This is a genomic window from Eubacterium xylanophilum ATCC 35991, assembly GCF_000518685.1.
GTDB classification, from domain to species: domain Bacteria; phylum Bacillota; class Clostridia; order Lachnospirales; family Lachnospiraceae; genus Eubacterium_F; species Eubacterium_F xylanophilum.
On record NZ_KI912476.1, the window covers coordinates 5,783 to 21,864 of the forward strand.

14 protein-coding genes are annotated in these 16,082 nt (G+C 41.2%); all 14 read left to right on the plus strand.

Going from position 1 to position 16,082, the window contains the following annotated elements; genetic code table 11:
- Positions 1-351 precede the first annotated feature (351 nt).
- Positions 352-1,722, plus strand: coding sequence for a TrpB-like pyridoxal phosphate-dependent enzyme (locus L877_RS0111095; RefSeq protein WP_026836132.1), 1,371 nt, complete (start codon positions 352-354; stop codon positions 1,720-1,722).
- A 246-nt stretch (positions 1,723-1,968) separates the two neighbouring features.
- Entirely contained in the window at positions 1,969-2,343 is a 375-nt protein-coding gene (locus L877_RS0111100) for a GntR family transcriptional regulator (protein ID WP_026836133.1), read from the plus strand.
- Positions 2,344-2,365: 22 nt separating this feature from the next.
- A complete protein-coding gene (locus L877_RS0111105; protein ID WP_026836134.1) occupies positions 2,366-3,265 on the plus strand; it encodes an ABC transporter ATP-binding protein in 900 nt (299 codons plus the stop codon).
- Positions 3,266-4,300, plus strand: coding sequence for a hypothetical protein (locus L877_RS0111110; protein ID WP_026836135.1), 1,035 nt, complete (start codon positions 3,266-3,268; stop codon positions 4,298-4,300).
- Positions 4,287-5,321: a hypothetical protein gene (locus L877_RS0111115; protein WP_026836136.1), complete on the plus strand. Its 1,035-nt coding sequence runs from the start codon at positions 4,287-4,289 to the stop codon at positions 5,319-5,321. Before L877_RS0111110 ends, L877_RS0111115 begins: the two co-directional genes overlap by 14 nt.
- A 129-nt stretch (positions 5,322-5,450) precedes the next feature.
- Positions 5,451-6,203 carry a biotin--[acetyl-CoA-carboxylase] ligase gene (locus L877_RS0111120; protein WP_026836137.1) on the plus strand — a complete coding sequence of 251 codons (753 nt, stop codon included), beginning with the start codon at positions 5,451-5,453 and terminating at the stop codon, positions 6,201-6,203.
- 99 nt (positions 6,204-6,302) lie between these two features.
- Positions 6,303-7,034: an ABC transporter ATP-binding protein gene (locus tag L877_RS0111125; RefSeq protein ID WP_026836138.1), complete on the plus strand. Its 732-nt coding sequence runs from the start codon at positions 6,303-6,305 to the stop codon at positions 7,032-7,034.
- 17 nt (positions 7,035-7,051) lie between these two features.
- A complete protein-coding gene (locus tag L877_RS0111130; RefSeq protein ID WP_026836139.1) occupies positions 7,052-7,972 on the plus strand; it encodes a SufB/SufD family protein in 921 nt (306 codons plus the stop codon).
- A 10-nt stretch (positions 7,973-7,982) separates the two neighbouring features.
- Positions 7,983-8,324: a phenylpyruvate tautomerase MIF-related protein gene (locus L877_RS0111135; protein ID WP_026836140.1), complete on the plus strand. Its 342-nt coding sequence runs from the start codon at positions 7,983-7,985 to the stop codon at positions 8,322-8,324.
- Positions 8,325-8,454: 130 nt separating this feature from the next.
- Positions 8,455-9,081: a hypothetical protein gene (locus L877_RS0111140; RefSeq protein ID WP_026836141.1), complete on the plus strand. Its 627-nt coding sequence runs from the start codon at positions 8,455-8,457 to the stop codon at positions 9,079-9,081.
- A 168-nt stretch (positions 9,082-9,249) separates the two neighbouring features.
- Positions 9,250-11,529: a clostripain-related cysteine peptidase gene (locus L877_RS0111145; RefSeq protein ID WP_026836142.1), complete on the plus strand. Its 2,280-nt coding sequence runs from the start codon at positions 9,250-9,252 to the stop codon at positions 11,527-11,529.
- 24 nt (positions 11,530-11,553) lie between these two features.
- Positions 11,554-13,914, plus strand: coding sequence for a helix-turn-helix transcriptional regulator (locus L877_RS0111150; protein ID WP_026836143.1), 2,361 nt, complete (start codon positions 11,554-11,556; stop codon positions 13,912-13,914).
- 141 nt (positions 13,915-14,055) lie between these two features.
- On the plus strand, positions 14,056-15,669 hold the full coding sequence (pckA, locus tag L877_RS0111155) for a phosphoenolpyruvate carboxykinase (ATP) (RefSeq protein ID WP_026836144.1): 1,614 nt from the start codon (positions 14,056-14,058) through the stop codon (positions 15,667-15,669).
- Between the two features lie 225 nt (positions 15,670-15,894).
- Positions 15,895-16,053: a hypothetical protein gene (locus L877_RS14160; RefSeq protein WP_156923037.1), complete on the plus strand. Its 159-nt coding sequence runs from the start codon at positions 15,895-15,897 to the stop codon at positions 16,051-16,053.
- Positions 16,054-16,082: the final 29 nt, after the last annotated feature.

Genomic DNA, 16,082 nt, shown 5'->3' on the forward strand with positions numbered 1-16,082 from the left:
GGGAGAGAGAAGGGGCATGCCAAAACGGGAAATATAAAATGGGCATGCCCCGAAAGTGGCCTTAGGAGGTCCCGGGAGAGAGAAGGGGCATGCCAAAACGGGAAATATAAAATAGGCATGCCCCAGAAGTGGAATGAGGTGGCCCTAGGAGAGAGAAGGGGCATGCCAAAATAAGAAATATAAAATAGGCATGCCCCTCATATTGGAAACGCATATTGCTGGTCTTACAAGCAAAGCTTGTAAGACAATTTTTTAATTATTGAAAATATTCTCCCGATAGGGTATAATAGGAGCTAGGTTGAATTTATATCCCAAATTTAAAATTTTTTTCAATATTAGGAGGACTATTAAATGAGTGAAATACCTTACAAAATATACTTGGAGGAGAGTGAGCTCCCAGATAAATGGTACAATGTGAGGGCTGATATGAAGAAAAAACCTGCTCCAATTCTCAACCCGGGGACTTTGAAGCCGGTTACAGTAGAAGAACTATCGGGGATTTTTTGCGAGGAACTTGCAAAGCAAGAATTAGACGAGACAACTCCTTACTTTGAAATTCCAGAAGAAATCAAGAATTTTTATAAGATGTATCGTCCATCTCCGTTGGTAAGAGCTTACTGTCTTGAGAAGAAGCTTGATACACCGGCTCATATATATTATAAATTCGAGGGAAATAATACCTCAGGAAGTCATAAACTTAACTCTGCCATTGCTCAGGCATACTATGCCAAACAGCAGGGGCTTAAGGGTGTGACAACTGAGACAGGTGCAGGACAGTGGGGAACAGCGCTCTCTATGGCATGTTCTTACTTTGATCTTGATTGTCAGGTATATATGGTTAAAGTTTCATATGAACAAAAGCCATTCCGTCGAGAGGTAATGAGAACTTATGGCGCAAAAGTCACACCGTCGCCATCTATGAATACAGAAGTTGGAAGAAAGATTAATGCGGAGTTTCCTGGAACCAATGGAAGTCTTGGCTGTGCTATTTCAGAGGCTGTTGAGGCTGCAGTAGCTCAGGACGGATATAGATATGTGTTAGGATCTGTTTTGACACAGGTATTGTTGCATCAGTCAGTTATAGGTCTTGAGACTAAAGCTGCACTTGATAAATATGGAATCAAGGCAGATACCATTATTGGCTGTGCAGGAGGTGGATCAAACCTAGGCGGACTCATCTCACCATTTGCCGGAGAGATGTTGCGAGGCGAGAATCAGTATGACATTATCGCTGTAGAGCCTGCTTCATGTCCAAGTTTGACCAGAGGCGTATATACATATGATTTCTGTGACACAGGAAAGGTGTGTCCTCTAGCCAAGATGTATACACTCGGAAGCGGATTTATGCCTTCACCAAATCACGCTGGAGGATTGAGATATCACGGAATGAGTTCTGTTGTATCTGAACTATATGATCAGGGACTAATTCGTGCTACCAGTGTTGAGCAGACTGAAGTATTTGAGGCGGCTGAGACATTTGCACGAGTTGAGGGAATTCTCCCTGCTCCAGAATCAAGCCATGCAATTAAGGTTGCGATAGATGAGGCTATGAAGTGTAAGGAGACCGGTGAGGAGAAGAATATCGTATTTGGACTCACAGGTACAGGTTACTTCGATATGTTTGCATATGAGAAATTCAACAACGGAGAGATGTCAGATTATATTCCAACTGATGAGGAATTGGCAAAGTCGATATCGCAAATTCCAAAGTTTGATATCTAATTAATAAATGAATATTTTGATTATTATATCCCGGAGGCTGCGGTTTTCGGGATATTTTTTTGATCGGTTGGAATCGCATTCTGCTGGTCTTACTCACGTCGTTCGTAAGACAATAAACGCATTCTGCTGGTCTTACTCCCTACGTTCGTAAGACATTAAAAAAATATGTTGACAAGAATCATTTTTAGGTGTATTATAACTGTATCAGTACAAGTGATACAGTTATAACAGTTAGGAGGTGAGTTGATGGTGGTTATAAATCACAAGTCAGATGTCCCCTTGTTTGAGCAGATTGTTATTCAGATTAAGCAAGGTTGGATCAAGGGATATCTAAGTCCGGGGGATTCGGTTCCATCAGTTAGGCGAATGGCCATGGAACTTCAAGTGACGCCGGGAACTGTGGCAAAGGCCTATGCAGAACTGGAGCGTCAGGGCGTGATTGAGACAGTTAGGGGAAAGGGAACTTATATTTCCGAGAGAAGCAATTCCATGCTAACGGAAGCGGAGGTCGAGAGACTGATGAAGCGATTTGACGACCTGCTTATAGAATTGGCATGTCTAGGAATTGATAAAGAGACAATTATAGAGAAAACAGAGAAGATTTTCAAAGATATTAAATGATGATTAGCCAAGGAGTGAGGATATGATAGATGTAAAAAGTGTCTGTAAATCTTTTGATGATAAAAATATGATTTTGGATAATATATCCTTCCACGTAGAGGGAGGAAGTATTCACGGTTTAGTCGGTCCCAACGGATCAGGTAAGACCACGTTAATTAAATGTATGATGGGAATATACCAAACCACGTCAGGAGAGGTTCTCTATGATGGGAAGCCTGTATTTGACAATCCGGAAGTGAAGAAGAGAATAGGATATGTGGCCGATGAGAACATTTTCTTTGAGGAATATACGCCGAAGAAGATGGTTAAGTATTTCAATGGAATATATGAGAGTTTTGATGAGAAGGAGTTTGAGGACCTTAATAAGATATTCAAAATACCTATGAATGTTAGGATAGGCAATCTGTCCAAGGGACAGAAGATGAGATTGTCTTTTGTGCTAAATATGGCACTGAATCCAGATGTGATGATATTAGATGAGCCGACTTCCGGGCTTGATGCAATTGCCAAGAAGGAGTTTTTTGACAAGTTGATTGCGAGAGTGGAAGGTCAGGAGGTGACGGTTGTTATATCATCTCACAACTTAGGCGATCTGGAGAAAATATGCGATACCATCACTATGTTTGACAAGGATAATAAAGTCGAAGTTGATACTGTGGATTCCATAAAAGACAGTATTGGAAAGTATCAGGTGGTATTTAAAAACGGCGATGGTGCAGGATTTATGAAGGATGAGAGGATTCTCGAGTATTCAACTCTTGGAAGTGTATATACGGTTATATGGAAATATTCCGATCCGGACCAGGTGGAGGATGAGGCCCTCGAATACTTCAATAAGAAGGGTGCAGATCTGGCGGAGCGGATTGATATTACGCTGGAGGAATCCTTTGTTTATCTCAATATGGAAGGAGAGAGCAGATAGATGGCTAAGAGGACATATATATTAAGGATTGTCAAGAAGATGATTCCGATTATGGTTTTGGCGCTTTTGGGAATTATAATCCTATTCGCCAAAGAAAAGTCGGTGATTGACAACATGTATAGAACTTTATATGACGTGATTATAGGTAACACAAGCCCTACAGATACCAATGAAATCAGCTTTTCAAGCTATTTTCTTGATGTGGTTGTTTCAGTATTTAAGTACTATGGATTTATAGGATATGTATTCTGTGTCGCCCTTGTATTTTTTATTTCATTTAGGGATAACAGCAGGACAGTCAGAATATTTATGGATATTATCCCGATAAAGTCCAGTTACAAAAAGTTTTCCAAGTACCTCCTTGGTGAGGCTGTGATTGTCATAATTATGGGACTTATTGGACTTATGGGGACAATTTACTTAAATTTTATTGATGGAAAATATTCCGACATGACGCAAGCAACACTACTTAATGTGCCTAGTTTGGGAAGAAGCCTAGAAGTATTTTGGATGCTAATTGCCTACTACTTTGTTTTGTATAGCATTGCATATACTGCGGTATTTATCGTGAGTCTCGTATCATGCAATGAGCTGGTATGGGGAGTTGTCAGTCTTGGATGCCTTATGACTCCTTATGCAATATCGCTTATTGTGAGAACAGAGTATCTTCCGGATGTATTTCCTAACAATAATCATGACTATTTTGTTCAGGAAATATATAATAATTATATGCTGGTATACGTGGCATTTCTTGTAGTTTTAGTATTGATTACAGCATTATTATCGTTGAACAATATAACACATCGCGAGAATGCAAAGAGTATATTCTCCAAGAGTTATGTGGGTAGTTTTGTATTTACAGGCATTATTTTCTGTTTTATGATTTGTTTTGAGCGAGTGGGCCTTAGCGTAATTCTTGGAATAGAAGGAATAGAAAAATGTGCTATTGTTGCAGCAATTACGGCATTAGTACTCAATGTATTACGAATGATTTTAGTGAATGTGAGGGGAGCGAAGAAAAATGAAAAAGTATAAGTTTGACCTGATTGCATCTTTTCTGGCGATATTAGGTCTCTTGATCATAATAGTTGTGACAATCGCACTGTCAAGATTGTCAGTCAATCTGCATGACATAAAAACTCATGAAATGGTCAATGCATCTATGGACAGTGAAGAAGAGATGTATAAAAACGTAGATTATGAATTAAGAGGTGAGCCGAGGGATACTATCATAAAACTGGAAGAATGTTTCAAACCAGCTGCAGAAATGGATTCGGAAGAAGAGGATGATGAGGAGCCGGATAGCAATCAAATTATGGATGACTTGAAAGCAGGGAGTATTCCGGATGATATAAGGCGTGATTCAGTAGTTATTGGAAGAAAAAATGCCATCTCGGTTCACACGGATGTGATTTACAATGTTTCCACCAAGGCATTTGATGACAAGTTGCTCATTGACAGCATGGAAAAAGCCGGAATAAAGGATGCCACAAATCAGATAAAGAAGCTGGAGAACGTATTGGTGCAGTGGGTGGAATATGGTCGAAAGCTGAATGAAGATGATGAGTGGGAGAAGAGTGAGCCGACCAATATTAGCTTGTACTGTGATGGGATGGATATATATATCAACAAAGATGACGATTTCAGAAGCAATAAAGTTGTGTTTGGATTTACGATATTCTCTAATATGAACAATTACCTGATTCCTACTCAGTACAAGCATCTGGTAAATGAGATCGAGGAGAAGACGCCTTATAAGCTTTATTCTTCGGCTATTAAAACGGATAACAAGTACTTGGTTTTCAGAAAAGATAATTCCATATATGCTTCTATCCACGGTGAATCAGACTTCTATGACAAGCTGGATAATAATGTCATGTTTACTCTAAAGTTAAGGGATGGTAAGGTTAGCGACTGCCAGGTATACAGCATATTTAATCAGGTAAAACTTGAAGATGCCGATAAATTGTTTTTGGAATTGGCAACGGGAAAGAAAGACTATGACATAAGCAAGATTGATTCTACTGATGTATATAACATATTTAAAGTAGAGTAGCACTAAATATTTGACATTACTGCCAATGTATGACAAAATATACATGCAGACAAGTAGAGTGTTAAATGATAGAAAGGATAAGCCGCCTTGACACAGATTCTGTCTGTGTCTGGGGGCTTTTTTTGGCATATGAGAACTATTGATAGAGTCCTAATTGAATTAGAATCTCGCAAAGGTGAGTATATATCTGGAGAGGCGTTAGCTACCGAGCTAGGGCTTTCTCGTAATGCCGTGTGGAAGGCCATAAGAGAGCTTAGAACTCAGGGATATGACATAGACTCGGCGTCAAAGCGGGGCTATAGTTTGCAAGTTGAAAGTGATATAATTTCCAAGGAGGGAATTGGTGCTTGTCTAGAAAAAATAGTCCGAGGCGGTCAGAAAGAGCAGGAAAAACTAACTACACTCGTAGAAAAGATTTCTGTATATGACACTTTGGAATCCACTAATAATACTGCTATAGCCCTAATGGCTAGGGGGTTAGATGAAAGTTTTGGACAAATTGTCATCGCCAAGAGCCAATCCGGTGGGCGTGGTCACGGCAAGAGCGTATTTGCCTCTCCGGAGGGAGGAGTATACTTAAGTGTGATTATGGCACCTTCGTATTTGCCTAAGTCAGATATTTCTTCGGATATTTATGTGAAAGTTGCGAGGGCCCTGGAGGAATGTTCTGGTATCGATGTGGAAGTGAGAGTGCCTGACGGAATATTTTACATGGACAAGAAAGTAGGCGGAATCATGACGGAGAGTATACAGGATGTGGAAACCGGCGAAGTCAGGTGTTATATTGTTGGGATAGGGATATCGGCGGAGTACTTTTCAAGGGTGGAAACAGAGGGCAAGAATAGATTGATTGCTGGTATTTTGAGCAATATATTGTTGTAAAAAAGCCTTAATAATGATATCATAAGGAAATGAGGACCTAAAGTCTGCTTTTGACAAAGTCAAAATATAAAAAGCAGATGAGAAAAGGGGGAACAAACAATGTTAGAGTTGAAGAATATTGTATTCACAGCGGAAGAAGATGGCAAAGAGAAGAGAATTATAGACGATTTGAGTCTTAAGATTGACGAGGGAAAGTTTGTTGTAATCACTGGACCAAATGGTGGAGGTAAATCCACTTTGGCTAAGGTTATCATGGGAATAAATGAAAACCAAGAGGGACAGATCCTGTTTGAGGGCGAGGATATAACGGATAAGAGCATTACTGAGAGAGCAAAGCTTGGAATAGGATTTGCATTCCAGGCGCCGGTGAGATTTAAGGGAATTAGAGTGCTTGATTTGCTTAGACTTGCTTCAGGGGAGAATATCTCGGTTACTGCGGCATGTGAGTATTTGTCTAAAGTTGGTCTTTGTGCCAAGGAGTATATCAACAGGGATGTGAATGATTCTCTGTCCGGCGGTGAGCTCAAGAGAATTGAGATTGCGACTGTTCTTGCCAGAGGAACCAAGTTGTCGGTGTTCGATGAGCCGGAGGCAGGAATTGACTTGTGGAGTTTCAACAACCTCATCAAGGTGTTTGAAAATATTCGAGAGACCATCAAGGGTACTGTATTGATTATTTCCCATCAGGAGAGAATTCTCAATATTGCAGATGAGATTGTAGTGATTGAAAATGGTAAGGTCAAGAAGATCGGTTCTAAGGAAGAGGTTCTTCCTGAACTTTTGGCTAGCTCAGTGGCCGTGGGCGCTGCTTGTCAGAAGCTTGAAGCATAGATAGGAAGGTGAATGAGATGTTAGATGAGATTCAGAAGAATTTGATAGAAGAGGTTGCAGATCTCCATACTATGCCTGAAGGAGCTTATAATATTAGGGCAAATGGTGTAGCTGCTGCCAGAAATACAACTGCTAATATAGATATTGTCTCCAAGGAGGATGGAACGGGAATAGATATTAAGATCAAAGATGGAACAGTCAATGAGAGCGTTCATATACCCGTTGTCTTGAGCCAAAGTGGACTTAAGGAGACTGTTTACAATGACTTTTACATCGGTGAGAATTGTGATGTGACGATTGTAGCCGGTTGTGGAATACACAATTGTGGAGTTCAGGATTCAGAGCACGATGGAATTCACAGGTTTTTCGTTGGAAAAAATTCCAAGATAAAGTATGTGGAGAAGCACTACGGTGAGGGCGATGGAACCGGAAAGAAAATTCTCAATCCTGTTACGGAAGTTTACCAGGAAGAGGGAAGTTATGTGGAGATGGAAATGGTCCAGATCAAGGGCGTTGACTCTACTATTAGAACTACAAATGCTAAGGTACCAGCTGGTGCCACTATGATTGTCAGAGAGAGACTTATGACACATGGTGATCAGATGGCAAAGAGCATTTATAATGTTGAGTTGGTGGGAGATGGTTCAAGTGCTGATGTGGTCTCCAGATCCGTTGCCAAGGATACTTCGGAGCAGGTTTTTGATGCTGTCATCTCAGGTGAGGCAGCTTGTCATGGACATGCAGAGTGCGATGCCATCATAATGGGAGACTCAAGAGTTTTGGCAATTCCAAAGTTGGATGCAAAGTGCGTAGATGCCGAGCTTGTGCACGAGGCCGCAATTGGAAAGATAGCAGGAGAACAGCTCATCAAGCTCATGACACTTGGTTTGTCAGAGGAGGAAGCTGAAGAGCAGATTGTAAGTGGATTTTTGAGATAGGAGGAACACTATGCCATTTATTGATTCAAAAGTAACTGTAAAGATGTCGGATGACAAACTCGAAACCGTAAAATCAGAGCTTGGAAAAGCCATATCTGTTCTTGGAAAGACAGAGAGCTTTCTGATGGTAGGATTCGAAGATGATTATGATTTATTTCTTGGAGGCAATAAGCTAGATGCGGGAGCATTTGTCAGCGTAAAGGTGTTTGGACAAGTTAACTCGGCTGCCAGCAGTGAGATGACTGCTAAAATATGCGATATCTATGAGGAACAGCTGGGAATTCCAGCGAAAAATGTATATGTTACCTACCAAGGATTCAGTGATTGGGGATGGAATGGATCAAATTTTTAAGTTGGTGAACACAAAAAAACAAAAAGTAGCCTCAAGGTCACTATGCAAAAAACTACTTATCATTCATAATAATAAAGTAAGATAAATTGCAGAAAAAACTGCATAGAAATTATTTAGGAGGAAATGTAGAATGAAAAAGAAAGTATTAGTGATCTTTTGCTCAGCTATCTTAGCAGTTTCGATGTTGACTGGTTGTGGCGGTGATAACAAAGATGCTGCCAAGACAGAGACAACACAGTCATCAAAGACAGATGATAGTAAGGCAGAGGATAGCAAAGCAGAGGATACTAGTGATGAAGCTGCTGATGATTCAGGAGAGGCTTCAGGCAGTGAGGAAAACAGCGGATCATTTTCACTTCTTGACGTATCAAGCGATATGATTAAGACTGGTGTGTATGGTAAAGATGATCAGGGAACAGAGCTTGTATTCTCAATGTTCACAGGTCCAGACGGAAAGGACTATGCATCATTGTTTGAGTTCCAGAACCAGCAGCAGAGTGGAGATGTTATCTGCGGAACATATGAGGCTTCAAAGGAAGAGGACGAGAATGGTGTTACTTGGTCAAAGCTTCAGGTGCATGACACTTATACAGGAAAAGAGTTCTTGCTTGGATTTGCTGAGAATGATAACAATGAAGTGGTATTCTACAATGCTGCCGGCGCTGTAATTGAGGGACAGTATCTTGACAAAGATGAGACAATTAATTACATGGGTTCAGCTGCAGCACTTCTTGAAAACTCAGGATCTCAGGAATAAGAGAAATATACATTCAATAGGGATTTGTCATGGACTGCTGCCTTGGCAAATCCTTTTTTGGAACGCATATTGCTGGTCTTACTCCCTGCGGTCGTAAGACAATAAACGCATACTGCTGGTCTTACTCCCTGCGGTCGTAAGACAATTTTTTAGAGGTAGAGGTAAATTATGAAGAATAAATATAGGATTATGGCGCTGATGCTCCTTTTTGTATTGGTTTTGGGAGGTTGTGGAACAGCGCAAGAGTCAAAAGATAATAAGGAACCAAAAAAAGAATCAAAGAAAAACGCGACAGTTGCAAAAGACGGTGAAAACTACTCTAGAAGTTTGATTAAGGTTGAGCGTAAGACCGGGAAGATGAGTATTACAAGACCGGGCCAGAGGGGTGAGATTAAGTCAGAGAAAGACGGCATTTGGACTATTTTTGTATATCTTTGTGGTTCGGATTTGGAGAGTGACAATGGAGCTGCAACTCTTGATTTGAATGAAATGCTCAGTGCCACAGCCAGCAAAAAGGTAAGATTTGTAGTTCAAACCGGCGGAGTGAAAAAGTGGAATAATGAGGTAGTCAAGAAAGATAAATTGCAGAGATTCCTTGTTCAAAATGGTGATATAGAGCTGGTGGATGAAAAAAAGGATGCCAGCATGGCCAAGCCATCCACTTTGGCGAAGTTTTTGAAGTGGGGAGTAAAGAATTATGTATCTGAAAAAATGGGAGTTATTCTCTGGAATCACGGTGGCGGAAGCGTGACGGGAGTATGCTTCGATGAAAAGCACAAGATGAAGGGATTATCACTCAAGGATGTGGACAGTGCCTTCTTAAGTGTATATAGCCAAATGGATACCAAATTTGAATTTATAGGATTTGATGCCTGTCTTATGGGCACACTTGAGACTGCGAATGTGGCGGCATCCTATGCCAATTATATGTTTGCCTCAGAGGAATCTGAGCCCGGATGTGGATGGGATTACAAGACTATCGGAAGTTATTTGGCAGGAAATCCAAGTGCCAGCGGAGCTGACCTGGGAAAAGTGATCTGTGATAGTTTCTATGCGTCCTGTAAGAAGATTGGTGACGGAGATATTCCGACGCTCTCAGTTCTTGATTTGTCAAAGCTTGATAATCTCTTGGTTGGCTTTAATGACTTTGCCAAGGGCATGTATGAATCGTACGGAGATGACAAAAAGCTTGCGACAATTACCAGAAAAGTAAGTAAGATAGAGAATTTCGGTGGTAACAACAAGTCAGAGGGATATACCAATATGGTCGACCTCAGTGGTTTGGCTGACGCTTGTGGCGGAGATGTAAACGGGGCAGATGAAATCAAGAGGCTTGTTGACGAGACGGTAGTCTATAAGATTTCAGGAAAGAACCACAAGAAGGCCAAGGGAATCTCTGTCTACTATCCGATTTGCGTTCAGGATTCAGAGGAACTCTCTAAGTTTAGTGCGGTTTGCGTTAGCCCATACTACTTGTCTTTTGTTGACAGACAGGACGTGGGAAGTTGTAATGCGGGAAAGACTGATCAATACAGTGAGGACTATTGGTGGAGTGACGGAGAGTCCTGTGGATGGATTGACAGTTGTGCCTCAAGTGACAATGCGTCAAATGCCAGTGCTTCACAGGAGATAATAGAGGAGAATAAGGAAGACGGAGAGGAGTCTATCTGGTGTTGGCTAGCGGATTATAACTATAATTCAGAAGAAGAATGTTACGAGAACAGCAGCACTACCAATGAACACTGGGCCTATGCGGATAGCTATGATGACAGCGAGAATTCTACTGCCATAACATTTGCACAGGAGCCGGGAATCGATGAAGATGGAATTTACGGATTTGTCTTGGATGAAAATGGTCTGCAAAATACTGCGGATGTCTACAGCAACATCTATGGAATTTCAGATGATGGAAAACTTTACTTTGAATATGGACAAACCTATGAAGTAGAGTGTGATTATAAAACGGGTGAGGTGAGAGATTACTTTGACGGAAAGTGGATTTCTCTTCCGGATGGTCAGAATCTCGCACTTTACATAGTCGGAACTACGGAAGATGATGACATCGTCTATACTTCACCGATTACTTTGAACGGAAAGAGAACCAACCTGAGACTCCTTCAGTCTGATGATGATATCAAGGTTATTGGAGCGTGGGATGGTCTTGATGAAGAAGGCGCGTCAGCCAGAGATATCAAGAAGATTAAGAAAGGTGACAAGATAGTTCCAATCTACTATGCCTACGATGCCAAGAATCCGGATGAGCCTGAGGAATACGAGGGCGATACATATAAGGTTGGCAAAAAGTTCAAGATAAGTTATGATTATATCATGCCGGGTAATTATATGTACTCATTCTGTATTCAGGATGTTTATAATAATACATATAATACTGAGTATGCGCAGATAGAAGTTGATAAAAAGGGAAGAACCTATGTAGTAGAGGAGTAATCCCGGAAAAGGACGGCCTTTTATATGAAATACGTAAAGGTGCCGACTGTCTTTGCTAAGCTAAAGCAGGGCGATGAGGAATTTCGCCCTGTAATAGTTATGGGAGCTGCAATTTGCGGTAAGACAGCCTCGGTTAGAAGTTTTTATAAGAATAAAGCATATGTATATCTGTCTGCCCACAGCGGCAGTCTTGATGATATGCCAGAAATTTCCAAAATCCGGTGTGGAGTGGTTATAGTCGACGATCTGGGTTTTATAACTGACGATGAGTCAAAATTCTACGTAAAAAAGCTTTTGCAGGATACCTCGAGACAGACGGTGCTGATTACAAGAGGAACATTTCCGGGGTGGCTCGTAAATGAGGCGCTCGAGTATGATTTTGTTCGAATTGTCGAGAAGGATTTCAAACTGGACGGAAAAGGGGTGAAGGAGTTCTTTGACAATCGAGGTCTTGAGATAAGCGCAGATGAAATCAGCGAGATTGCTATAGAATCTGAAGGATATCCCGTTACGGTGCTATTTTTCCTCAACAGATATGATCAAGGGGAAAAAATGAGTGAAAAGCTTGTGGAAGAAGTCTGGAAAGACTGCTATCACTATGTGGAAAACAAAGTTTTTATGGAATTGGAACATCCCGTATCGGAATTTCTTCTCACAATGAGCCACTTTGAGTGCTTTACAATCAAGATGGCTGAGTTTGTCACAGGGGAGAGTAGAACTCATAATATAATAGAGTATTGTATGGAAGTGGGGCAGTTAATAGAGCATCACGGCGATTCCTGTTATGTCATACGCCATGAAATAAGAAAATTCTTGGTTTGGAAGAGCAAGCAAGAATATGACAGGGAAGAAATCGACAGGATTTGTAGTCGCGCGGCACATTTTTACGAACTACAGGACGATTTGCAGAAAGCGTTGGAGTTATATAGCAAGGTGGGAGACAATGAACGCGTAAGAGAAATTCTCATCCGCAATGCCTACAGACATGTGGGAAATGGTCATTACTTTGAGACAAGAAAGTTTTACTTCAGCTTGCCTGAGTCGGAAATTATGGATAATCCGGTCTTGATGGCTGGTATGAGTATGATTTATTCCATAACCATGCAGCCCGCTGAGTCGGAGGTGTGGTACAATAGGTTGGAGGAATTCCACAAGAATCATCTCAATGACAAGGAAAAGCGCAAGGAAGCCAAGGAGAGACTGATATATCTTCAGATTGCTCTTCCTCACCGAGGAACTAAGGGCATTATTCCTATTATTAAGAAGGCTGCAACTATGTTTGTCTCCAGGGAAGTATCGATTCCGCAGATGACAGCTACCAGTAATATGCCATTTCTCATGAATGGCGGTCTTGACTTCAGCGAATGGTCTCGCAATGATATGCAGTTATATAGACTTATGAGCAAGCCCGTGCAGAAAATTCTTGGGAAGATGGGCAAGGGGCTTCCGGACTGTGCTATTGCCGAGAGTGGCTTTACAAAGGGGACTATGGAACCCTATGAAGTGTGCTTGAAAGCCAATAATGCTTACGAAGAAGCGCTTAATTCCGGTACTTCCGAGATATGTTTTGCGTCGGCGGGTGTGCTGATAAGACAGCATTTGTTGTCCGGACAGTTTGCCCTTGCCGAGAAGCGATTGGAGAGCATAAAAAAGGTTTTGGAAACAAGGAATGAAGTCAAGTATTATGACAATCTGAGAGCCTTGGAAACGTGGTTTGGCCTATATAGGGGTGATGTTGGGAGAGCGAGGGACTTCTTGGAAGTCGCGCCGGATCAACATACGGAGTTTTGCGTCATAGACAGATATCAGTATATCGTCAAAATCCGATGCCTTATCGCTTTGGATAAATTGTCAGAGGCGCTGGACCTATCCGGCTTTTTGACCAAGTATTTTTATGAATACGAGCGCCATATCATGTGGATTGAAAATGAATTGCTAAAGGCGATTATCATGTATCGCATGGACAATAAAAAGTGGAGAGAAGTGCTTGAAAAGGCCTTTGTCAAGATAGAAGACTATCACTTCGGAAGAATTGTCTCTATGGAAGGAGCTGCCATAATGCCACTGCTCCAAGAAATCAAGGATTCCAAGAAAAATATTCCGTTATTTGAGCAGATACTCGAGGAAACCAGCAAAATGGCTCTCTCTTATCCGGATTATTTGAAGTATATTCCGAAGGATGAAATCCATCTTACAAAGCGAGAGAGCGAAGTGCTATTCATGCTTTGCTCCGGGCTTAGCACCGAAGAGATATGTGAGAAGTGTGGCATTTCATATAGCGGACTGAAGAAACATAATAGGAGCATTTATCAAAAGCTTGGAGTTTCAAACCGAGCTGAAGCGGAGAGAAAGGCTAGATGGTTGGGGATAATTAAGCAGAATTAGTTGCACTTGGCTAACTTTTTTGTATTGTTTATAAAAAAAATCGACAAATCACAAATATTATGTATTGACATTTTCGCTCATAAAATATAATATATAAGATGTTGGACGAATATTAATCTATTAGAAAAGAGGTATACAAATATGGCAAATATTGATTTGAGCAAATATGGTATCACTGGAACTACAGAGATCGTTCATAATCCTTCTTTTGAGAAGCTTTATGAGGAAGAGATGAAGAGTGATCTTGAAGGATATGAGAAAGGCGTTGAAACTGAGCTTGGCGCAGTTAACGTTATGACTGGTATTTATACAGGTCGTTCTCCTAAGGACAAATTCATCGTTATGGATGAGAATTCTAAGGACACAGTATGGTGGACATCTGATGAGTATCCTAATGATAACCATGCAGCATCTCAGGAGACATGGGAAGCTGTTAAGAAGATTGCTAAGGAAGAGCTCAGCAACAAGAAGTTGTTTGTTGTAGATGCTTTCTGTGGAGCCAACAAAGATTCACGTATGGCAGTACGTTTTATCGTTGAGGTTGCTTGGCAGGCACACTTTATCAAGAATATGTTTATCACTCCTACAGATGATGAGCTTGAGAGCTTCAAGCCAGACTTTGTAGTTTACAATGCTTCAAAGGCAAAGGTAGAGAACTACAAGGAGTTGGGTCTCAACTCAGAAACAGCTGTAGTATTTAATATTACAAGTCGTGAGCAGGTTATCATTAATACATGGTACGGCGGAGAGATGAAGAAGGGTATGTTCTCTATGATGAACTACTACCTCCCACTTAAGGGTATGGCATCTATGCACTGCTCAGCCAATACTGATATGGACGGAAAGAATACAGCTATTTTCTTCGGTCTTTCAGGAACAGGTAAGACAACACTTTCAACAGATCCTAAGCGTCTTCTTATCGGAGATGATGAGCATGGTTGGGATGACAACGGTGTATTCAACTTCGAGGGCGGATGTTATGCTAAGGTTATCGACCTTGACAAGGATTCAGAGCCAGACATCTACAATGCTATTAAGCGTGACGCTCTTCTTGAGAACGTTACAGTTGATGCCAATGGTAAGATTGATTTCACAGACAAGAGTGTAACAGAGAATACTCGTGTATCATATCCAATCGAGCACATCGAGAAGATTGCTAAGAATGTTAACAAGATCTCATCAGGTCCTGATGCAGAGAATGTTATCTTCCTTTCAGCAGATGCATTCGGAGTACTTCCTCCAGTATCTATTCTTACACCAGAGCAGACTAAGTACTACTTCCTTTCAGGATTTACTGCTAAGCTTGCTGGTACAGAGCGTGGAATCACAGAGCCAACACCTACATTCTCAGCTTGCTTCGGTCAGGCATTCCTCGAGCTTCATCCTACAAAGTATGCAGAGGAGCTTGTTAAGAAGATGGAGAAGAGCGGTGCTAAGGCATATCTTGTAAATACAGGATGGAATGGAACAGGAAAGCGTATCACAATCAAGGATACTCGTGGAATCATCGATGCTATTCTCAATGGCGACATTAAGAAGGCACCAACAAAGAAGATTCCTTACTTCGATTTCGAGGTACCTACTGAGCTTCCAGGTGTTGATACAAACATCCTTGACCCTAGAGATACATATGCTGACGCTTCTGAGTGGGAAGCTAAGGCTAAGGATCTTGCAGAGAGATTCATCAAGAACTTCAAGAAGTATGAAGGAAATGATGCTGGTAAGGCACTTGTAGAGGCAGGTCCATCATTATAATATGATAATTTGATAATGTTAAAGGGGCATTCTTTGAATGCCTCTTTTTTGGAAACGCATATTGCTGGTCTTACAAGCTTTGCTTGTAAGACATTTTTTTGGTGTTATGGAAAAGTTTGTGGAGTTGTCGGTGGAAAAAATTGTCTTACGAACGACGTGAGTAAGACCAGCAATATGCGATTCCCCAAAATACGGATGAAATGAGGAAAAGAGGGGCATGCCTATGTGAAAAAGAAGGATTTGGCATGCCCCGAAAGTGGATTTAGGAGGTCCCTGGAGAGAGAAGGGGCATGCCAAAATGGGGAATATAAAATGGGCATGCCCCGAGAGTGGAATGAGGTGGTTTTAGGAGAGGGAAGGGGCATGCCAAAAAGGAAAATATAAAATAGGCATGCCCCGAAAGTGGAATGAGG